The 19,761-nt window shown below is 58.2% G+C and carries 19 protein-coding genes and 1 other RNA gene; 12 read left to right on the top strand and 8 right to left on the bottom strand.

Going from position 1 to position 19,761, the window contains the following annotated elements; all coding sequences use genetic code 11:
- Positions 1-152 precede the first annotated feature (152 nt).
- Positions 153-1,331 carry a type III PLP-dependent enzyme gene (locus K3754_RS02485; RefSeq protein WP_203209193.1) on the top strand — a complete coding sequence of 393 codons (1,179 nt, stop codon included), beginning with the start codon at positions 153-155 and terminating at the stop codon, positions 1,329-1,331.
- Between the two features lie 103 nt (positions 1,332-1,434).
- On the opposite strand, the gene recR is transcribed toward K3754_RS02485, so the two are convergent.
- From recR to K3754_RS02505, 4 genes are all read right to left on the bottom strand, one after another.
- A complete protein-coding gene (gene recR, locus K3754_RS02490; protein WP_259940681.1) occupies positions 1,435-2,028 on the bottom strand; it encodes a recombination mediator RecR in 594 nt (197 codons plus the stop codon).
- A 65-nt stretch (positions 2,029-2,093) separates the two neighbouring features.
- A complete protein-coding gene (locus K3754_RS02495) occupies positions 2,094-2,438 on the bottom strand; it encodes a YbaB/EbfC family nucleoid-associated protein (protein WP_203209191.1) in 345 nt (114 codons plus the stop codon).
- A 54-nt stretch (positions 2,439-2,492) separates the two neighbouring features.
- Positions 2,493-4,238: a DNA polymerase III subunit gamma/tau gene (locus tag K3754_RS02500; protein WP_259940683.1), complete on the bottom strand. Its 1,746-nt coding sequence runs from the start codon at positions 4,236-4,238 to the stop codon at positions 2,493-2,495.
- A 67-nt stretch (positions 4,239-4,305) separates the two neighbouring features.
- Positions 4,306-4,668: a YidH family protein gene (locus K3754_RS02505; RefSeq protein WP_203209189.1), complete on the bottom strand. Its 363-nt coding sequence runs from the start codon at positions 4,666-4,668 to the stop codon at positions 4,306-4,308.
- A gap of 63 nt (positions 4,669-4,731) precedes the next feature.
- Here K3754_RS02505 and K3754_RS02510 point away from each other — a divergent pair, with 63 nt between their 5' ends.
- Positions 4,732-5,583, top strand: a complete 852-nt coding sequence (locus tag K3754_RS02510) for a neutral zinc metallopeptidase (protein WP_203209188.1) — start codon at positions 4,732-4,734, stop codon at positions 5,581-5,583.
- Here K3754_RS02510 and K3754_RS02515 read toward each other — a convergent pair.
- Complete coding sequence (locus K3754_RS02515) at positions 5,580-6,134, bottom strand: TetR/AcrR family transcriptional regulator (protein WP_203209187.1); 555 nt, start codon at positions 6,132-6,134, stop codon at positions 5,580-5,582. The two genes, K3754_RS02510 and K3754_RS02515, sit on opposite strands and share 4 nt — an antisense overlap.
- A 126-nt stretch (positions 6,135-6,260) precedes the next feature.
- On the opposite strand from K3754_RS02515, the gene K3754_RS02520 reads away from it, so the two are divergent.
- Positions 6,261-7,100 carry an alpha/beta fold hydrolase gene (locus K3754_RS02520; RefSeq protein WP_259940687.1) on the top strand — a complete coding sequence of 280 codons (840 nt, stop codon included), beginning with the start codon at positions 6,261-6,263 and terminating at the stop codon, positions 7,098-7,100.
- A 35-nt stretch (positions 7,101-7,135) separates the two neighbouring features.
- Here the strand turns inward: K3754_RS02520 and ffs are convergent.
- An RNA gene (ffs, locus tag K3754_RS02525) (signal recognition particle sRNA small type) lies at positions 7,136-7,233 on the bottom strand.
- A gap of 37 nt (positions 7,234-7,270) precedes the next feature.
- Positions 7,271-9,106, bottom strand: a complete 1,836-nt coding sequence (locus tag K3754_RS02530) for a 5'-nucleotidase C-terminal domain-containing protein (protein ID WP_311201466.1) — start codon at positions 9,104-9,106, stop codon at positions 7,271-7,273.
- Positions 9,107-9,261: 155 nt separating this feature from the next.
- Between K3754_RS02530 and nudC the strand changes: the two genes are divergently transcribed.
- The 3 genes from nudC to K3754_RS02545 are packed head-to-tail and all read left to right on the top strand — an operon-like array spanning position 9,262 to position 11,603.
- On the top strand, positions 9,262-10,230 hold the full coding sequence (gene nudC, locus K3754_RS02535) for an NAD(+) diphosphatase (protein ID WP_259940691.1): 969 nt from the start codon (positions 9,262-9,264) through the stop codon (positions 10,228-10,230).
- A gap of 59 nt (positions 10,231-10,289) precedes the next feature.
- Positions 10,290-10,757: an SRPBCC family protein gene (locus K3754_RS02540; RefSeq protein ID WP_203209183.1), complete on the top strand. Its 468-nt coding sequence runs from the start codon at positions 10,290-10,292 to the stop codon at positions 10,755-10,757.
- A gap of 45 nt (positions 10,758-10,802) precedes the next feature.
- Complete coding sequence (locus K3754_RS02545; protein ID WP_259940693.1) at positions 10,803-11,603, top strand: endonuclease/exonuclease/phosphatase family protein; 801 nt, start codon at positions 10,803-10,805, stop codon at positions 11,601-11,603.
- A 3-nt stretch (positions 11,604-11,606) separates the two neighbouring features.
- Here the strand turns inward: K3754_RS02545 and K3754_RS02550 are convergent, their stop codons facing one another.
- Complete coding sequence (locus K3754_RS02550; protein ID WP_203209181.1) at positions 11,607-12,449, bottom strand: prephenate dehydratase; 843 nt, start codon at positions 12,447-12,449, stop codon at positions 11,607-11,609.
- A gap of 128 nt (positions 12,450-12,577) precedes the next feature.
- Here K3754_RS02550 and K3754_RS02555 point away from each other — a divergent pair, with 128 nt between their 5' ends.
- From K3754_RS02555 to K3754_RS02580, 6 genes are all read left to right on the top strand, one after another.
- Entirely contained in the window at positions 12,578-13,078 is a 501-nt protein-coding gene (locus tag K3754_RS02555) for a cytochrome c family protein (RefSeq protein WP_259940697.1), read from the top strand.
- Between the two features lie 154 nt (positions 13,079-13,232).
- The gene (locus tag K3754_RS02560) at positions 13,233-15,161 is read left to right on the top strand and encodes an extracellular solute-binding protein (protein ID WP_409202365.1); all 1,929 of its coding nucleotides are present in this window, start codon (positions 13,233-13,235) and stop codon (positions 15,159-15,161) included.
- Positions 15,162-15,170: 9 nt separating this feature from the next.
- Positions 15,171-16,262, top strand: coding sequence for a microcin C ABC transporter permease YejB (locus K3754_RS02565; RefSeq protein ID WP_203209178.1), 1,092 nt, complete (start codon positions 15,171-15,173; stop codon positions 16,260-16,262).
- Positions 16,262-17,368, top strand: a complete 1,107-nt coding sequence (locus K3754_RS02570; protein ID WP_203209177.1) for an ABC transporter permease — start codon at positions 16,262-16,264, stop codon at positions 17,366-17,368. Before K3754_RS02565 ends, K3754_RS02570 begins: the two co-directional genes overlap by 1 nt.
- Positions 17,365-18,945 carry an ABC transporter ATP-binding protein gene (locus K3754_RS02575; protein ID WP_259940699.1) on the top strand — a complete coding sequence of 527 codons (1,581 nt, stop codon included), beginning with the start codon at positions 17,365-17,367 and terminating at the stop codon, positions 18,943-18,945. Before K3754_RS02570 ends, K3754_RS02575 begins: the two co-directional genes overlap by 4 nt.
- A gap of 51 nt (positions 18,946-18,996) precedes the next feature.
- Positions 18,997-19,761 carry a DUF2189 domain-containing protein gene (locus tag K3754_RS02580; RefSeq protein ID WP_259940702.1) on the top strand — a complete coding sequence of 255 codons (765 nt, stop codon included), beginning with the start codon at positions 18,997-18,999 and terminating at the stop codon, positions 19,759-19,761.

Below are 19,761 nucleotides of genomic sequence, written 5' to 3' on the forward strand. Positions count from 1 at the left end.
AAATCGGCGTAAATGGCGGCGTACAGACGCCAACGCACGCGCCTCTGGCCGGTCAGCTTTCCCAACTTGGGCCTGACTGACCCGCGTTTATGTAGCGACGGTAACGTCTCTTGAAACGACTTATGGGGCTATTCCCCACTTGCTCTTTGGAGATGACCATGAACGCTACCCTCCCCGGCGCCCTGCGCGCCGCAACCCCTGTCTATGCCGATCCTGCAGTTGCATTTATTGCGGCCAATGATTTTGACCGTCCAACACTGGTGATCAGCCGTGATCGCGTTGCCGCACAATACGATGCGCTGCACGCGGGTTTGGGTCGCGCACATATCCATTATGCTGTCAAAGCCAACCCTGCGCCGGAAATCATCCGCCTGTTGGTGAAAAAGGGTTCTGGTTTTGATGCCGCATCCCGCGCCGAAATCGAACTGTGCCTGTCGCAAGGGGCCAAGCCGGCCAATATCTCCTTTGGCAATACAATCAAACGCGCCTCTGACATTGCCTTCGCGCATTCCGCTGGTGTGTCCCTGTTCGCGGCTGATTCCGAGGCCGAGCTGGACAAGATTGCCGCCCATGCACCTGGTGCACGGGTCTATATCCGCCTGATCGTGGAAAATTCGCTGGCCGATTGGCCGCTGAGCCGTAAGTTTGGCTGCGCCGCATCAGCGCTGCCTGCACTGCTGGATCATGCCAAAGCGGTTGGTCTTGTGCCATTTGGTCTGTCGTTCCACGTTGGATCGCAGACCCGCAAGGCAGAGTTCTGGAACCCGGTTTTGGATCAGATCGCGCCTTTGTGGAAAGCGGCGATTGCGGCAGGTCACGAGCTTCAGCTCTTGAACCTTGGCGGCGGTTTTCCGGCCTTCTACGGCGAGCATGTCGAAGCGCCGCGCATCTATGCCGCTTCGGTCATGCGTGCGGTTGCCGCGCGGTTTGGCGATGTGCCGCAGGTGATGGCAGAGCCGGGCCGCGGTCTGGTGGCCGAGGCGGGGCATATCGCAGCCGAGGTGATGCTTGTCTCGCGGAAATCTGCGGATGATCTGCACCGCTGGGTCTATCTGGACATTGGCCGTTTCTCCGGTCTGGCCGAAACCGAAGGCGAGGCGATCCGTTATCAGTTTGTGACCAAACATGATGGCGGCGACACTGGCCCTTGCATTCTTGCTGGACCGTCCTGTGACAGTGCCGATATTCTGTATGAAAAACGGCCGATCAATCTGCCAATGGCACTGGCCTGTGGTGACAAGGTCGTCATTCGCAACTGTGGGGCTTATACCAGCTCTTACAGCTCGGTCGGGTTCAATGGTTTTCCGCCGCTGGATGTGATTGTCCTCTGACAATTGTCATCGCGCGGAATGGCCGTCTGTCTTGGGAGGGGCAGGCGGCCAATTTTGTTTGATGCTGGCTGCTGGGGTTGGCGGAAATTTTCAAAAAATCTGGCTACAGGCTTTTGCGTGCGCGCATGGCCGCCGTGATCGTGCCATCATCGAGGTAGTCAAGCTCTCCGCCGATGGGCACGCCCTGCGCCAGTGAGGTCAGTGTGACCTGCCCGTCGAGTTGATCAGCGATGTAATGCGCCGTGGTCTGGCCGTCGATGGTGGCGTTGAGGGCAAGGATGACCTCGCTGACCGCTTCGGTCGCGACGCGGTCAATCAGGCGGGGAATGCGCAATTCCTGCGGGCCGATGGCATCCAGCGCAGACAATGTGCCGCCCAGCACATGATAGCGCCCTTTGAACACGCCTGACCGCTCCATCGCCCATAGATCGGCCACGTCTTCGACCACGCATAACTCTCCATTGGCGCGTTTTTCAGAGGTGCAGATATCGCAGATGTCCTCAGTGCCGATATTGCCGCAGTTCAGACATTCCCGTGCCGTGGCCGCGACCGTCTGCATCAGGTCCGACAAGGGCGTCAGCAACAGGGCACGTTTTCGGATCAGATGCAAAACCGCCCGCCGCGCCGATCGCGGGCCAAGCCCCGGGAGCTTGGCCATCATCTCGATCAGGTTGTCGATGTCGCGGGTTGAGCTCAAAGGGAGGCACCTGTTGCGCGGGAAGGGTTGAGTTTATTTTTCCAAATGAAGCAGCGGCCGCATTGTCAGAACGGCAGTTTCATATCGGCGGGCAGGCCCATGCCTTCGGTCAATTTCGCCATTTCGGCCTGCGCCTTGTCAGAGGCTTTGGCCTGGGCGTCTTTGATGGCTGCAAGGATGAGATCCTCGACCACCTCTTTGTCATCGCCATTGAAGATCGACGGGTCGATGTCGAGCGATTTCAGCTCGCCCTTGGCAGAGCAGACCGCTTTGACCAGACCCGCGCCGCTTTCGCCGGTGACCATGATGTTGTGCATGTCGTCTTGCAGTTGGGCCATCTTGCCCTGCATTTCCTGTGCTTTTTTCATCATCCCGGCCATATCGCCAAGTGCGCCTAGTCCTTTGAGCATTGCTCTCTCCTTTGGGTGTTGTTCGGATCTATATGTGGCCCTGAGAAGGGGGAATCAATCCTCCTCGAAGGGATCCCATTCGTCTTCGACTTCCGGCAATGCCTCCTGAACAGCGGCGGCTGCGATGTCTTCGGGGGTGCGGATCGCGGTGATCTTTGCCTTGGGGAATTGCGCCAGAACGGCCTGCATCAGGGGGTGATCTTCGGCCTCTTGCCGCAGGGCGCGGTCTTTGGCGTCCCGAACTTCGGCAATGGTCTCGCTGTCGCCGTCGTTCACCACAGTCACGGCCCAGCGGTTGCCTGTCCATTGCTGAAGCTTTGCGCCAAGGCGCTGTGCCATATCGCGCGGGGCATTGTCGGTTGGGGTAAATTCGATGCGACCGGGCTGGTAGGCGACCAGACGCAGGGAGGTTTCCACCTCGACCAGCAGTTTCACATCGCGGTTGGCGCGGATCAGCTCGACGACATGGTGAAAGGTCGGAAAACGCGCCAATGCTGCGTCGGTATCCGTCGCCAAGGCCGTTACCGGGCTGCCGCCGCCACCACCGGATGGCGCGGTCCGGCCTGATTGGGCCATGGGTGCACCGCCTGAGGGGGCCATGCCGCCGCCGTATCCGCCGCCCGAAGGGGCGGGGGGGGGCGTGGTGTTTTGCAACTTGCGCACCAGTTCCTCGGGGGAGGGCAGATCGGCCACGTGAGTCAATCGGATAATCGCCATTTCTGCGGCCATCATCGCGTTGGGGGCCGCCGCGACTTCATCCAGCGCCTTGAGCAGCATCTGCCAGAGCCGCGTCAGCACCCGCATCGGCAGGGCCTCAGCCATCTGGGTGCCGCGATTGCGCTCTTCGGGGGATACGGTTGGGTCTTCGGCAGCCTCTGGTGTGATTTTCACCACCGAAATCCAGTGGGTGATCTCGGCCAGATCGCGCAGCACCGCCATCGGATCGGCACCATCGGCATATTGGCCGCTCAGTTCGGTCAGGGCGGCGGCAGCATCGCCGCGCAAGATCATGTCAAACAGATCGAGCACCCGGCCCCGGTCGGCCAGACCCAGCATGGCCCGCACCTGATCAGCGGTGGTTTCTCCGGCGCCGTGGCTGATTGCCTGATCAAGAAGGGAGGTCGCATCCCGCGCGGATCCTTCGGCGGCGCGGGTGATCAGGGCCAACGCATCATCCGTGATCTGGGCCTCTTCGCCGTTTGCAATCCGGCGCAGCATTTCGATCATGACTTCGGGTTCGATCCGGCGCAGGTCAAACCTCTGGCAGCGCGACAGCACCGTGACCGGCACTTTGCGAATCTCGGTGGTCGCAAAGATGAATTTGACGTGCTCGGGCGGTTCTTCCAGCGTCTTGAGCAAGGCGTTGAACGCACCTGTGGACAGCATGTGAACTTCGTCGATGATGTAGACTTTGTAACGGGCCGATGCGGCGCGGTAATGCACGCTGTCGATAATTTCGCGGATGTTGGCGACGCCGGTATTAGAGGCGGCGTCCATTTCCATCACGTCAACATGGCGCCCCTCCATGATTGCGGTGCAATGCTCGCAAACGCCGCAGGGTTCGGTGGTTGGGCCGCCGGTGCCATCGGGGCCGATACAGTTCATGCCTTTGGCGATGATCCGCGCGGTTGTGGTTTTGCCGGTGCCGCGAATGCCTGTCATTACAAAGGCTTGGGCAATGCGATCCGCCTCGAAGGCATTCTTGAGGGTGCGCACCATGGCGTCCTGGCCGACCAGATCGACAAAGGTTTCGGGCCGGTATTTGCGGGCCAGCACGCGGTAGGCTGTGGGTGCGGTCATGGTGTTCCTGCGGCGGATTCGGTCAAGGTGTTAAACTAGGCGTTCCGCCGCGCGGCGTCCACCACCCTCACAGTGTCCAGAGGATCGCGCCCGTCGCAATCGAACCGCCGATGAAGGCAATGGCAAGGTTGCGCATTCGGCTGTGGGGTTGTGAGGCGGCCTGATGTTCGCTGAGCCGGTCGAGGGTGCGGCGGCTTTGCTGCTGCGCGGCCCAGAAAATATAGATCGCGATCAGGACAAACACCGATGCAACCGACTTGGCCAGCCATGTGGGGTCAAATGCGCCAAACACCGCCTTGAGCCCCACAGCGATGGCCAATGACGCCATGCCTGTGCGCATCCAGCCTGCAAAAGTGCGTTCGTTCGCCAGAATGGTGCGGTCTTCGGCCCAATCTGTCCGGTCTTTTGCCATTTCATTGCTATCGTTCATTGAACTATTGTGTGGCTGATGCGTTCGGCTGACAATAGTGCCGTTGCAAAAAGGGGTGGTGTCATGCGGTTGAGAGGTATTCGGCGCAGCAGAAATGTAGAAGTGCGCAGCGGGGGACGCAGGGGCGGTGGCCGCGGTGGCCGTGCTGGTGGGCTTGGCCTTGTGGGTGTCATTGCGGTTCTTGCAATCGGATATTTCACCGGCATTGATGTGAGCCCTCTCCTGCAAGGCGGCGGCACCGTTCAAACGCAGCAAACTGCGCCCGTGTCTGACGCCGACAGTCGCGCAACCCAATTCTCAGCGCAGGTTTTGGCCACCACCGAAGATGTCTGGACCAATATCTTTGCGCAGCAGCTCAACCGCCAATATCAACCACCAAAGCTGGTCGTATTTTCCGGCGTTACGCAAAGCCCGTGTGGCGGTGCATCGGGCGCCACGGGGCCGTTCTACTGTCCGGCGGACAACAAGGCTTATCTGGACACCAGCTTTTTCACCTTGCTGGATCAACGTATGGGGGCGGGCGGTGATTTTGCCGCGGCCTATGTGATCGCCCATGAGGTGGCGCATCACGTGCAGAACCAGCTTGGCATCTTGCCCAAGGTCAACGCCGCGCGGCAGCAAGCCAGTAAGGTCGAAGCCAATGCCCTGACCGTCCGGCTGGAGCTGATGGCCGATTGTCTCTCGGGTATTTGGGCCACCAATGTGCAGGGGTTGATGGAAAAGGGCGATTTGCAAGAGGCGCTGAATGCGGCCCGCAAGATCGGCGATGACCATTTGCAAAGACAGGCCGGGCGTGTCCCGCAGCCGCATACCTTTACCCATGGCACCTCAGAACAGCGGGCGCGTTGGTTTGCGCGGGGCTATGAAAGCGGTGATATCGGGCAATGTGATACCTTCGCCGCCGCACGGCTTTAGTTGAGCAAACCGGGCAATTCGCGCAGCACATCGGAGGACCGGCGGGCGCGGGCAAGCGTCCAGCCGCCCTGCACCATGATAAACATGCGTTCCGATTTGCGGCGGGCCTCGTCGGGCGCATCACCCAGACGTTCCGCCGCCTCTGCCCCTTCGGCAATCCAGCCGTTGAACAACTGCTCGGCGCAGGCACGAAAATCTTCGTTGTCCGGCCCTTCGAATAGGGTGGACGAGATCGGGCAACCATCCCATCGGCCGGCAAGGTCAAACAATTTCGCCAGTTTGTGACACAGCGTTGTCATGCCGTCCTCAAAGGTTTTTGCCTCCTCAAAGCTGACGGCGATAAGCCGCAGCATTTCATCGGAGGCCCAGATCGCCGCCGCCTTGGCAAGGTCCGGTTTTCCATCAGGAAAATGATGGTAAAGCGAACCCTTGGGCGCATTTGCATGGGCCAAAAGATCGTTCAGTCCGACCCCATGATACCCGCGCACCCGAAACAGGTTGGCGGCAGATCGTATCAATCGATCCTTGGTGGAGAGTGCGCGTTTGGTCATTTTTCCTTCTTGACATAACTAGACCGATTGGTCCAGATGGAATCAATTGGACCGATTGGTCTAGCCTGTATTCTGTGGAGAAACAGCATGGCAGACGGCGCGACATATGCCCATTTGAGGGGCCCGATGAAGAAGGTTGAGGTCTTCAAGACCAAAGATGGAGCTGAATTGATTGGCGAGTTTTTCTTGCCGTCGGGGGCCGCACGCGGCGCGCTGGTGATCAATGGCGCTACGGGCGTACCGCAAACATTTTATCGGGCCTTTGCCGAATATGCTGCACAAGAGCATGGCTTTGTCGTGTTCACCTATGACTACCGCGATATGGGGCGGTCCGGGCGTGGATCTGTACGCAAATCGACCGCTTCGATGGCCGACTGGGGGTTGCAAGATCAGCAAGCCGCCCGCGCCTATGTGCGGCGGAATTTCCCTGAACTTGCATTCTGGACAATTGGCCATTCCCTTGGTGCCATGACACTGCCGTTACAGCAGGACACGAGCGGTATTGATCGCGTGATCTGTGTGGCTTCCGGCAATGTCAGCCACTCCGATCATCCTTGGCCTTACCGCGCACAGGCGCTTATGTTCTGGTTTGGCCTTGGGCCAATGGTGGCGGCGCTGTTTGGATATATTCCGGGCAAACTGCTTGGCATTGGGGAGGATCTGCCGGGACCGGCCTATTGGCAATGGCGGCATTGGTGCACTTCCAAGAACACCTTTGGCGATGAGGCCGGCCAGACCTTGCCTGCGATCAACTGGAACCAACCCGCGACCGAGGTCAAATTCATCGCCTTTGAAGATGACGTAATGATGCCGCCGCATTGTGTGAAACGGCTGGCGCGGGATTATGGCAAAACCGATGCCGATGTCACCGTGATTACGCCAGCGGCGCTTGGTCTCGAAGCCGTTGGCCATATCGGCGCGTTTTCCCGAAAGAACCGGGCGGTTTGGGATCAGATTTTACGATGAGCCGGAATGCGCGGCCCACTGGGGACCGTTGCATCAGGTGAGAGATTGATAACGACCCAAGCGGGACTCGTTACGGCTGCTTCCTTCCGGATCTGACCGGGTTGGCGAGGCGCCTGCCCGCACCAACCTCTCACCGCTCATATAGGACGCCGCCGCACCAAGCGCAAGCATCAGAGCGACAGGCGTATTTTTGCAAAGCCATCTTCACTTGTCCCGCAGTCCTCTGGCTTGAGATGAGCGATGTCTTGCAAGTGGTGTCGCGCCCTTGGTGATGTATTCAGAATCGCTTTCACGCTTTGGGATGGCTTGAGTTTCCAAGGCCTGACCAGGGGATCCTCTTCCAGAATGTTGCCGGTAAGACTATCTTGAACTGCGGCGTGCAGATTGGCGGCATGGCGCAGGATCACGTTCTTTGGATCAAGTGCCGGATATCCTCCGCCACCACCGGCGCGAAAATGGTCTGTGACCAGCACGACAGAATCTTTTGGCGCCAATGGCCCCTGATCGCAGCGTAAATCGCTGATGCGTGCGCCCAAGGGCTTTGTCGGATCAATCTCATAACGCAGGCCATAAAGGGTAAGAAAGTGAAAGGGTGCCGTGCCGGGGTTCAGCAGGTTTTGATCGGGTTCGCATGCTTGCAAGCGCTGAAACACCGCCGCCGCCTGTTCGAGCCACCCGCGAATTTCGCGGCCCGTCACACGAAGCGCCCAGATTTCATTGTCATGGGGGCAAAGCGCGTTGAGATCACGCCGGAGAATGGGGCCGGGCGCAACCTCAACAAAGTTGTCAGCGCCGCTGCGCCCACCCGCGGTTTGGGCAGAGACAGCAATGGCAAGGGGCAAAGCCGCATTGGCGGTGTCGCGAATCTGGTCCAATATGGCGGCCCTTTTGGCCTGTGCGAGCAGGGCGCATATCTGTGTGGGCGCGGCAAAGGAAAAGTAATTGTGCATCCGGCGTTGAAGGCGCCCTACCGGCTGTCTCAAGTGACGCTGGACCAGACCGTGCGCCTGCGCAGAGGCGGACAGGAGTTTTTCGCAGGGCCTTGATGTGTTTTCTCGCAATTCGGCTTGATGGGCGCAGACGCGCCACTGGTTGTCGCTGCCCGCTTGCAAGGTGATGTCCAGCACGCCCAGATGAGATCCGTGATGTCCGGGCATGATCGCGGGACGACCTGCAATGCGGCCCGCAGGACTGTTGGGGCTGCAGGCGCTTTTTGACAGTGGAAAGCTTTCATGAGTGTGTCCCAAAACGATCGCATCGATGCCCCTGAGGGATGCCAATGCGGGGTCTGATGCGGTCCCTGTATGGAACTCTTGCCTGCCCATATGCGCGAGAAGGACAACCACGTGCGCCCCGGCACTGCGCAGGGCGGGCGCGGCCCGTTCAACCGCTTTGTGATAGTCTTGTACCGTGGCTTGCCCTGACAGAACGTTGGCATTCCATTGATCCGTACCGCGCGGCAGGACAGAGATCACCCCAACCCGCAGCGCCGCGGCCGGGGGTGTTCCGTGCGAGGGGAGCCGGGCAGAGACGATCGCACTGCGGTAAAGGGCGGATGTCGTTGGCCCCCGCAGATTGCTGGCGACCAGTGGCATATTCAGATGCCCCGCCAGCGCGTTGAGATAGGGCAAGCCAAAATCCAGATCGTGATTGCCCAACCCGATGGCGTCGTACCCGATGGTGTTCATTGTCTTGACCAGCGGATGCGCGGCGGTCACGGGCCGGTTGGCCAGCCATGTACCCATCGCGCCGCCTTGAATGAAATCACCGTTGTCGAGCAGGACGCAGGCCATTCCCATCCGCTCTGCCTCCTCGCGGGCGGTCGTGATTTGGGGCGCAAGCCCCGCGAGGCCGAAATGTGGGCCCTGCCGGTCTGCGTGGTAGTCATATCCGTGAAGTTGCAAATGCAGATCCGTGGTCGCCAGAATCCTGAGCCCGACCGATCTCCCCTTGTGGTCATCCGGGCCCAAGGGCGGTCCGGAGAATAATGTGTCAAAAGCTGTCAATACATGCCTAACGGTATAGATAGTTGACTCAGTCTACTAATGATTGAGTTCGCATAGGTGTCACAACTTCGTCAAGTGACAGCATCCGATTGCCCTCGCGGTGACCATGGTGCATTCCTGTATCCGAGCAGCGTAATTGTCAGCAGGAGCACGGTATGAAGCATGCAGAGCAGGTGACCTTTGGAGGGTCCGCATTGGATCGTGCAGGCGAAATTCGCAGTGATCCCAAAGCCTTGACCGAAGCGCGCCAGCATCCTGATGCCCGTGCGATCCTATTTTGGCGAGGCAAGGTCCTGATCTCCCCCGAACGGCCTTCCCAATTGGTGCGGCTGCCGATGGATCACGTAATTTTGAACGAAGCAGAGGCCGACCCGATCCTTTTGGGACGCGAAAATGGCGGTCCGCGGTTTGCTTTTGACCTCTCGCCCTGGTTGCCCGAAGGTCTTGATGAGGCGTCTTTGGGCGCGTTCCTTGACCCGTCAGAGCAGCGCCATCCGGCTCTACCGGACACGATGGGTTTTTATGAATTGCGGCGCGTTATGACTTGGCTGTCCCCCCGTGATGCGGAACTGGCCGCGACCGGCAAGGCGATCATTGGCTGGCATGACATCCACGGGTTCTGCGCGGTTTGCGGTGTGGCCTCTGATATCACGCACGGCGGTTGGCAACGGACATGCCCGGCTTGCAATGCCTCGCATTTCCCGCGTACCGATCCGGTTGTGATCATGCTGATCACCCATGGCAATTCGGTGTTGATGGGGCGTTCGCCCGGCTGGCCCGAAGGGATGTATTCGCTGCTAGCAGGATTTGTGGAGCCAGGCGAAACGCTTGAGGCCGCTGTGCGCCGCGAGGTGTTCGAAGAGGCGGGCGTGCCGGTTGGTCCGGTCAGCTATTTGGCAAGCCAACCCTGGCCTTTTCCGGCTTCGTTAATGTTTGGATGCCAAGGTGAGGCCCTTGACGACAAGATCACCATTGATCCGGTGGAAATCGAAGATGCGCTTTGGGTCAGTCGCGAAGATATGATGGACGTCTTTGCCGGAAACCACCCCAAGCTGCTGCCCGCGCGTAAGGGCGCAATCGCACATTTCCTGCTGGAAAATTGGCTTGCGGATACGCTGGATTGAGGTGAATGTGTTAAACGAACGTTAACGCAGACAAGTTGACGAAGAGACAAGGCAGACCGATGAAGTTTTCAACACGAGAAGACCTCGAAGCTCCGATTGATGCAGTTTTTGCGATGTTGTGCGACTTTGAAAGCTTTGAACGGGCGGCAATGCGGCGCGGTGCGGATGTGCGGCGCGTGGATCGTCTGGACGATCCCGGTATCGGAATGCAATGGCACGCGGTGTTCGAACTGCGCGGCAAACGCCGGGAATTGCAGGTCGAGATGGTGCAGTTTGATCGTCCAAACGAGATGGTCATCCACAGCACGTCACCCGGGCTTATCGGAGAAATGCGGTTTGAACTGATTGCATTGTCCCGCTCCCGGACCCGTATCAGGGTTGAACTTGAAATAAAGCCGAAGAACCTCAGCGCACGTCTGTTTGTGCAATCTCTCAAACTCGCCAAAGCGTCCCTGACCAAGAAATACAAACTGCGCGTGGCTGATTATGCCACCACGATGGAAGAACGGTATCTTAAGCAGGCCTGAGGCGCTATCGCGGCAACTTGCATCGACGAACTGAGGGCCGTGCCGATGAAAATCATGTGTCTGAACGGCTGGGGCGGCAAGATGCACGATGTGCTTTTGCCTTACCTGCAACGTGAACAGCCCGATATCCTTTGTCTGCAGGAAGTGGTGCACAGCCCGCGGTCTTCAAAACCTGAACTGACCTACCGCGACGGGGACCATGTCTTGCCGCAGCGGGCGAATTTCTTTGGGGATGTTTGTGCGGTGCTGCCCACACATGCTGCCAGCTTTTGCCCGGCTGCGCAGGGCGTGTTGTGGGATGGCGACATGTCGGTGCCGTCCCAATGGGGGCTTGCGACCTTTGTCAGCCGGGATTTGCCTGTGATCGGTCAGGCGCAGGGGTTCGTTCACAAATCCTACGGCACAGATGGTTACGGTGATCATCCCAGATCGCGCAGCGCCCATGTGGTGCGGGTCCATAATCACGAAACCGGGCGCAGCGTGACGGTTGGGCATATGCACGGGTTGCGCGATTTGCGCGGCAAGATGGACACCGTCGAACGCAGGGCGCAGGCGCGATCAATGCTGGCGCTGTTTGACAGCGTGGCGCGGGCAGATGACATCGCAGTGATCTGCGGCGATTTCAACGTTGAGCCGGACAGCGAAACGCTGGCCTTGATGCGCAAAGCCGGATTTGAAGAACTGGTGACTTCCGGCAATTTCCCCGGCACCCGCACCGCACAATATCTCAAACCGGGCCGGTTCGCTGATTACATGTTGGTGCGCGGTTTGGGTGGGAGGGCAGACTTTGATGTGATCTACACGCCAGAAGTCTCGGATCATTGTCCGCTGGTTCTGCGCCTTTGACCCTCAGCCCCGATCCGCGTCAGCAGGATATACCCCAAGGATTTCCAGCATATTGGTAAAGTAATCCAATTCCTCCAACGCACGGCGCACGGGCGGATCCTCGGGGTGGCCTTCGATGTCGGCATAGAACTGGGTGGCCGTGAAAGAGCCGCCCACCATATAGCTTTCCAGCTTGGTCATGTTCACGCCATTGGTCGCGAAACCGCCCATGCCTTTGTAAAGCGCAGCAGGGATGTTGCGGACCTCAAAAATGAACGTGGTCAGCATCTTTTCACTGCGGCGCGTTTCATCGATTTCCGGCGACATCAGCAAGAAGCGCGTGGTGTTGTGGTCAAGATCCTCAATATCCCGCGCCAGAACCTCAAGTCCGTGAATCTCCGCCGCAACCTCACTGGCCAGAACCCCTTCGGTCATGCAATCGGAGGCTGCCAGATCCGCTGCTGCGCCTGCGCTGTCGGCGGCGGGCTCGGATGTGATGCCATGGGCATTCAAGAAGGTCCGGGCCTGCGGCAGCAAGACCAGATGGGCGCGGACATGTTTGATGTCCTCCAGCTTCACTCCCGGCTTGGCCATCAGCGCAATGCGCACGCGGACAAAGGCCTCTCCGACGATGTGCAGGCCACTTTCGGGTAGCAATCTGTGAATATCGGCGACCCGTCCGTAGGTCGTGTTCTCCACCGGTAACATCGCCAGATCGGCATGGCCTTCTTTCACCGCGCGGATCACCTCTTCGAATGTGAGGCATGGCACGGGAATCATCTCGGGCCGGGCCTGCAGGCAGGCCTCGTGGCTGTAGGCACCCAAGGCACCTTGAAAGGCGATACGGGGGGTGGTTTTGGCACTCATGAACGCAATCCGTTGTAAAATATCGGAGGATGGGCGAATGGTCGCGGTAACTACACCTTGCTTGCGACAAGGGAAAGCAATAGATACGCGCAAAACGACGCTTGATACCAAAACACTGGACCTATGCCATGTTCGATACAATGACACTGACCAAAATTGCCGGCGGCCTGTTTGGCGCGTGGCTGATCCTGCTTCTGGGCAAATGGGCGGCCGAAGAGATTTATCATGCCGAAGCGCATGGCGAACAGTCCTATGTGATTGAAGTTGCCGGTGGCGAGGCCGAGCCAGAAGAAGAGATCGACTTTGCCGCCATGATGGCCGAAGCCGATGTCGACAAGGGCGCCAAAGTGTTCAAGAAATGCACGGCCTGTCACAAAGTCGAAGATGGCGCCAATGCCGTTGGTCCACACCTTTATGCTGTTGTTGACCGCGACATCGCCGCGGTTGATGGGTTTGGGTACTCCGGCGCCTTGACCGGTCTGGAAGGCGCATGGACCCCAGAAAACCTGAGCGGTTTCCTTGAGAGCCCTAAAAACTATGCGCCGGGCACCACAATGGGTTTCGCCGGTCTGAAAAAGCCGACAGACCGCGCAAACGTGATTGCCTATCTGCAAAGCATCGCAAACTGATTTGATCCCTTTGAGGGACGAGAGGCCGCCCATTGGGCGGCCTTTTTTGTGCGAGGAGCAGCCAATCACATAATCGCAACTTGTATCTTGGCATGGCCGCACTTTAGCTTACATCAAGCGACAAACGTGATTTGCGATCAAGAGGATGCGCCTGATGACCAGACCCAAGACCCGCACCGCCGCCCGAACCCTGCCCATAAAAAGCTGGATGAACTGGACTGCGCTGTTGTCACTTGGGGTTGGGGTCGTCATGGCCGGGGCGGTCCGGGCGCAGGATGCAGATACCACCGTCAGCCATGGCTATTCCTTTTATGGCGATCTGTCTTATCCGGCCGACTATCCGCATTTTGACTATGTGAACCCAGACGCCCCTAAGGGTGGCGAATTGGCAATTGCCTTTGTCGGATCGCTGGATTCGATGAACCCCTATTCCGGCAAAGGTCGGGCGCATCTGTTCTCCATCTTTGGCTATGAAAGCCTGTTGGGCGAAGCGCCCTCGGATGGTTTGCCTGCCGATCAATACTCCGAAGCTTACTGCCTGCTGTGCGAGTCTGTGGAGTACCCAGAAGACAAATCATGGGTCATTTTCCGAATGCGACCCGAGGCGCGATTTTCCGATGGCGCACCAGTAACGGCGCATGACATCGCATTTTCCCACAATCTGCTGCTTGATGAGGGGCTAAAATCCTATGCTGATGCCGTGCGCAAACGCATTCCCAAGGTTGAGGTGATCGACGACCACACCATCAAGTTCTACTTTGCCGATGGTATCTCGCGCCGCAGCTTGATTGAGCAGGTCGGCGGCGTGCCGGCTTGGCCCAAAGAATGGATGGAGAAGAATGGTGTCGGCCTGAAGGATTCATGGCTCACATCGCCGCCCGGTTCTGGGCCTTATGTGATCAAGGATATCGATCTGACCCGGCGGATCGTGCTTGAGCGGAACCCCGATTATTGGGGCAAAGACCTGCCGATCAATCAGGGCCGAAACAACTTTGACACCATCCGCCTTGAGATATTCAGCGATGACACCGCGTCGTTTGAAGCGTTCAAAGCAGGTGAATACACCTTCCGCCGCGAGTCCGATTCCAAGAAATGGGCGGCGGGCTATGACTTCCCCAAAGTCGAACGGGGTCAGGTGGTCAAGAAAGAGCTGCCAGACGGTCAGCCGCCGAGCTCCAGCGGGATCATTTTTAATCTGGCGAGCGAGAACTTGCAGGATAAACGCGTGCGTGAGGCGATCTCTTTGGCGTTCAACTTTGAATGGACCAATGAATCGCTGCAATACGGGTTGTTCAAGCAACGGGCCTCTTTTTCACAAGACACGCCGCTGATGGCCCAAGGCAAACCCGAAGGGGCTGAATTGGCGTTATTGCAGAAACTCGGCGATCTGGTCCCGCCAGAGATGCTAAGCGAGGAGGTGCGCGTGCCGCATACCTCCAAAGGGGACCGGTTGTTTGACCGGCGCAATGCCCGCCGCGCTGGCAAGCTTCTGGAAGAGGCTGGATGGACGATAAAGGATGGCAAGCGGGTCAATGCGGAAGGGGAGCCGCTGTCGCTCAATTTTCTGTTCAACTCCGCCAGTTCCGCCACCATTTCGGCGGTGATCGAGAATTTTGTGTCAAACCTTCAGGCGTTTGGCATCGACGCCAAGTTGGAGAAAGTCGACAGTTCGCAATACACCGCCCGCGAGCGTGATCGCGATTATGATCTGATCTATGATAGCTATCCTGCCTTTTTGGGTACCGGCACCGGATTGGCCCAATACTTCGGGTCCGAAGCGGCAAGCTATTCCCTGTTCAACCCGGCGGGCGTGGCCAGCAAACTGGTGGATGAGTTGATCGAAGTGTCGCTGGCGGCCCAAACCCGCGAGGAAGAAACCGCCGCGATGATGGCCATCGACCGCGCCTTGCGCCAAGAGTTGATCATGATCCCGGTCTGGTACAACGACAGTCACTGGGTGGCCTATTACGACCAGTACGAACATCCCGAAGAGATCCCAGCCTATGGTTTGGGCTATCTTGATTTTTGGTGGTACAACCCGGAAAAAGCCGCTGCATTGCGCGCCTCTGGTGCATTGAGGTAAGCCGCAGCCATGGGCGCATATATTCTTCGACGGTTGCTTTTGATCATCCCGACATTGTTGGGGATCATGCTGATCAACTTTACCCTGGCGCAGTTTGTGCCCGGCGGTCCGGTTGAGCAGGCGATTGCCCGTGCGCAGGGTGGCGGCGACGTGTTTGGCGGATTTGCCGGGACCAACTCTGACGCCGGTTCCGATCCGATCGATAACGCCTCTGACAGCACCTATGTGGGCGCGCGCGGCTTGCCGCCAGAGTTCATTGCGGAACTGGAAAAAGAGTTCGGTTTTGACAAACCGCCCGTCGAACGCTTCATCAACATGATGTGGAACTACATGCGCTTTGATTTCGGGGAGAGTTATTTTCGTTCCATCAGTGTGATTGACCTGATCAAGGAAAAGCTGCCTGTGTCGATCACGCTGGGCCTATGGTCAACGCTCATCGCTTATATGATCTCAATCCCGCTTGGAATCCGCAAGGCGGTGCGCGATGGCAGCCGCTTTGACACCTGGACGTCCGGCGCGATCATTGCGGCCTATGCCATCCCCGGATTTCTGTTCGCGATCCTGCTGCTGGTGCTCTTTGCTGGCGGATCTTACTGGCAGATCTTCCCGCTGCGCGGTCTGACCTCCGACAATTTTGATCAGCTCAGCCTGCTGGGCAAGGTCGGGGACTATTTCTGGCACATCACCTTGCCAGTGCTGGCTTCGACCATCAGCGCCTTTGCCACGCTGACGCTGCTGACCAAGAACAGCTTTCTCGACGAGATCAAGAAACACTATGTCATGACCGCCCGCGCAAAGGGCCTGTCCGAGAGCAAGGTGCTTTATGGCCATGTGTTCCGCAACGCGATGTTGATCGTGATCGCGGGTTTTCCGGCGGTGTTCATCGGGGTCTTCTTTGGCAGCTCCCTGATCATCGAGACGATCTTTAGCCTTGATGGCTTGGGGCGCCTTGCCTTTGAGGCGACGGTGGCGCGGGATTATCCGATCGTGTTTGGCTCATTGTTTATCTTCGGGCTGATCGGTCTGTTGGTGGGAATTCTGTCGGACCTGATGTATGTGCTGGTTGATCCGCGCATTGACTTTGAACGGAGGGAAGGCTGATGACCCTGTCCCCCCTGAACCAACGCCGTTGGCGCAATTTCACCCGCAACCGCCGCGCCTATTGGTCGCTCTGGATCTTTGCGGTGCTGTTCGGGATCTCGCTGTTTGCCGAATTTGTCGCCAACGACAAACCGATCCTCGTGAATTATCGAGGCGAATATTACACGCCGATTTTTAACTTCTACCCGGAGACCGAGTTTGGTGGCGATTTCCAGACCGAAGCGATCTACCGCGATCCAGAGGTAAAATGCCTGATCGAAACCGGCGGGCTTGACGCCTGTTTTGACGACCCCGAGGCCTTGATCGAAGATGCCCAAGATGGCGTGATCGACGGCGAAGACATCGTCAAGGGCTGGGCGATCTGGCCGATCATTCCCTATTCTTTCAACACGGCCGTGGACCGCCCCGGCGCGGCGCCCTTGCCGCCGAATGAACAAAACTGGCTTGGTACGGACGGCACCAAACGCGACGTGCTGGCGCGGGTCATCCATGGCTTCCGCCTGTCGATCCTGTTCACCCTGATCGTGACGGGGCTGGCTTCTGTCATCGGGATTATTGCAGGGGCGGTGCAGGGCTTCTTTGGCGGGTGGGTCGATCTGATCTTTCAGCGGATCATCGAGATCTGGTCCTCCACGCCGCAGATTTACGTGATCATTATTATGTTCGCCATTCTGGGGCGCAGTTTCTGGCTGTTGGTGTTCCTGATGGTGCTGTTCGGCTGGATGTCCCTTGTGGGCGTGGTGCGGGCCGAATTCCTGCGGGCGCGGAATCTTGAATATGTGCGGGCGGCGCGGGCGCTGGGCGTGGGGAATATCACTATCATGTTCCGCCATATGCTGCCCAATGCGATGGTGGCAACGCTGACGATGCTGCCCTTTATCATCACGGGCACCATCAGCACGCTGGCGGTGCTGGATTTCCTCGGCTTCGGTCTGCCCTCATCGGCCCCCTCGCTGGGTGAGCTGACATTGCAGGCCAAACAGAACCTGCAAGCGCCCTGGCTGGCCTTCACCGCGTTCTTTACCTTTGCGATCATGCTGTCGCTGTTGGTGTTCATTTTTGAGGGCATCCGCGATGCCTTTGATCCAAGAAAGACGTTTTCGTGACTGCACTGCTAGATGTCAAAGACCTGAGCGTATCTTTCCGCCAGGACGGGGCGCTGACCCATGCGGTCAAGGGTGTTTCCTTCCACGTGGAGCGGGGCGAGACGGTCGCGCTCGTCGGGGAGAGCGGTTCGGGCAAATCGGTCTCGGCGCTGTCCACTGTGGCCCTGTTGGGCAGCAGTGCAGAGGTGTCCGGCTCTGTCACCTATGACGGCCAGCAGATGATCGGCGCGGATGACGCATTGCTTCGCAAGGTGCGCGGCAACGACATCAGCTTTATCTTTCAAGAGCCGATGACCTCGCTCAATCCGCTGCACACGATTGAAAAGCAACTGGCGGAATCGCTGGCCCTGCACCAGGGGCTGGTTGGGGTGGCGGCCCGAGACCGGATTCTTGAATTGCTGGACAAGGTTGGCATCAACGATGCGCAAAGCCGCTTGGGTGCTTATCCGCACCAGTTGTCCGGTGGACAGCGCCAGCGTGTGATGATCGCAATGGCCTTGGCCAACAAGCCCGACGTGTTGATCGCGGATGAACCAACAACCGCGCTAGATGTGACCATTCAGGCGCAGATCCTTGATCTGTTAAAAGATCTCAAAGACAGCGAGGGCATGGGTCTTTTGTTCATCACGCATGATCTGGGCATCGTGCGCCGCATCGCGGACCGTGTCTGTGTGATGCAGAATGGCGAGATTGTTGAGCAAGGCCTCACCAAAGAGATTTTTGACGCCCCGCAGCATCCCTATACGATCAAGCTGCTCAGCGCCGAACCAACAGGCGCGCCGGACCCCGTTGCCCCAGAGGCCGAAGAGATCGTCAACACCGAACACCTCAAGGTGTGGTTTCCGATCCAGCAAGGGCTGCTGCGCCGTACGGTGGGCCATGTGAAGGCCGTGAATGACGCGACCCTGTCTGTGCGTGCCGGTGAAACGCTTGGTATTGTCGGGGAAAGCGGGTCGGGCAAGACAACGCTGGCGCTGGCAATCATGCGTCTGATTTCCTCCGAGGGGGGGATCACCTTTATGGGGCAGGACGTGCGCAAATGGTCGACCCGTGAGTTGCGGCGGCTGCGCAAGGATATGCAGATCGTGTTTCAGGATCCTTTTGGATCGCTGAGCCCGCGCATGACCTGCTTTCAGATCATTGCCGAGGGTCTCGACATTCACAAAGTGGACCCAAACCGTGACCAGCGTGAACTGGTCCACGAAGTGATGGTCGAAGTGGGCCTCGACCCGGCCACCATGGACCGATATCCGCATGAGTTTTCCGGCGGCCAACGTCAGCGGATCGCCATTGCCCGCGCCATGGTCCTGCGCCCGCGCCTTCTGGTGCTGGATGAGCCAACGTCGGCCTTGGATATGACTGTGCAGGTTCAGATTGTTGAGCTGCTGCGCGACCTGCAGGTCAAATACGGGCTGGCTTATTTGTTCATCAGTCATGACCTTAAGGTGGTCCGCGCAATGTCGCACAAGGTGCTGGTGATGAAACGCGGTGACGTGGTCGAATATGGCGCTGCAGAAGACCTCTACGACAGACCAAAAAGTGACTATACCCGCACCTTGTTGCAGGCCGCGACCTGAGAAACAAAAGCAAGAATTTGCTTTTCTGAATTTCTTGGCAATACTGCCGGAATGAACACCAGACCCGAAGGCGCACCAACCCTGCGCAGACCCACTATTGCAGATTTCAAAACCAGCCTTGGACTGGGCCTTCGCGATTTCCTTGCCAATCCTGTCACGGATCTGTTCTTCGCCAGTTTCTTTGTCATTGTCGGGTTGATCATGGGCTGGATCACCTATGCCACCGGACAGACGTTCTGGCTGATCCTTGCGGTGCTGGGCTTTCCTTTGGTCGGGGCGCTGGCGGCACTTGGGTTTTATGAGACAAGCCGCCTCAGGGCCGCAGGAGAAGATATTCATTTCCCCGATGTGCTGCGCGTGGTCTGGACCAGCAAATCGGGCCAGTTGCCTTGGCTGGCCACAATCATTGTGGTGATTTTCCTGTTCTGGTTCTTCCTAGGTCATATGATTTTTGCGCTGTTTCTGGGCCTTTCTCCTATGACCAATGTTTCCACCTCGCTTGAGGTGTTTCTGCGCCCCGATGGACTGATGATGCTTGGCTTCGGCACCGTGATCGGTGCGATCTTTGCAACTGTGGTGTTCTCGCTCAGCGTTCTTGGTATGCCGATGCTGCTGGATCGCGACGTCGATTTTATGACAGCGATGTTGCGTTCCATGTCCGCGGTGCAGGACAGTTTCGCGCTTTATATCCTCTGGGGGATATTCATCGGCGTTGTGACCCTGGCTGCGATGATCCCGCTGTTTCTGGGGCTTTTTATTGCGATGCCAGTGCTGGGCCACGCCACATGGCATCTCTACCGGCGCGTGGCTGCCTAG

The organism is Sulfitobacter sp. M368 (genome assembly GCF_025141875.1).
In the GTDB taxonomy this organism is placed as follows: domain Bacteria; phylum Pseudomonadota; class Alphaproteobacteria; order Rhodobacterales; family Rhodobacteraceae; genus Sulfitobacter; species Sulfitobacter mediterraneus_A.

Excerpts from the sequence above, each read along its gene's own strand:
- K3754_RS02485 (WP_203209193.1), top strand. The coding sequence starts at position 153 with ATGACCATGAACGCTACCCTCCCCGGCGCCCTGCGCGCCGCAACCCCT.
- K3754_RS02495 (WP_203209191.1), bottom strand. The coding sequence starts at position 2,438 with ATGCTCAAAGGACTAGGCGCACTTGGCGATATGGCCGGGATGATGAAA.
- K3754_RS02500 (WP_259940683.1), bottom strand. The coding sequence starts at position 4,238 with ATGACCGCACCCACAGCCTACCGCGTGCTGGCCCGCAAATACCGGCCC.
- K3754_RS02505 (WP_203209189.1), bottom strand. The coding sequence starts at position 4,668 with ATGAACGATAGCAATGAAATGGCAAAAGACCGGACAGATTGGGCCGAA.
- K3754_RS02510 (WP_203209188.1), top strand. The coding sequence starts at position 4,732 with ATGCGGTTGAGAGGTATTCGGCGCAGCAGAAATGTAGAAGTGCGCAGC.
- K3754_RS02515 (WP_203209187.1), bottom strand. The coding sequence starts at position 6,134 with ATGACCAAACGCGCACTCTCCACCAAGGATCGATTGATACGATCTGCC.
- K3754_RS02520 (WP_259940687.1), top strand. The coding sequence starts at position 6,261 with ATGAAGAAGGTTGAGGTCTTCAAGACCAAAGATGGAGCTGAATTGATT.
- nudC (WP_259940691.1), top strand. The coding sequence starts at position 9,262 with ATGAAGCATGCAGAGCAGGTGACCTTTGGAGGGTCCGCATTGGATCGT.
- K3754_RS02540 (WP_203209183.1), top strand. The coding sequence starts at position 10,290 with ATGAAGTTTTCAACACGAGAAGACCTCGAAGCTCCGATTGATGCAGTT.
- K3754_RS02545 (WP_259940693.1), top strand. The coding sequence starts at position 10,803 with ATGAAAATCATGTGTCTGAACGGCTGGGGCGGCAAGATGCACGATGTG.
- K3754_RS02550 (WP_203209181.1), bottom strand. The coding sequence starts at position 12,449 with ATGAGTGCCAAAACCACCCCCCGTATCGCCTTTCAAGGTGCCTTGGGT.
- K3754_RS02555 (WP_259940697.1), top strand. The coding sequence starts at position 12,578 with ATGTTCGATACAATGACACTGACCAAAATTGCCGGCGGCCTGTTTGGC.
- K3754_RS02560 (WP_409202365.1), top strand. The coding sequence starts at position 13,233 with ATGACCAGACCCAAGACCCGCACCGCCGCCCGAACCCTGCCCATAAAA.
- K3754_RS02565 (WP_203209178.1), top strand. The coding sequence starts at position 15,171 with ATGGGCGCATATATTCTTCGACGGTTGCTTTTGATCATCCCGACATTG.
- K3754_RS02570 (WP_203209177.1), top strand. The coding sequence starts at position 16,262 with ATGACCCTGTCCCCCCTGAACCAACGCCGTTGGCGCAATTTCACCCGC.
- K3754_RS02580 (WP_259940702.1), top strand. The coding sequence starts at position 18,997 with ATGAACACCAGACCCGAAGGCGCACCAACCCTGCGCAGACCCACTATT.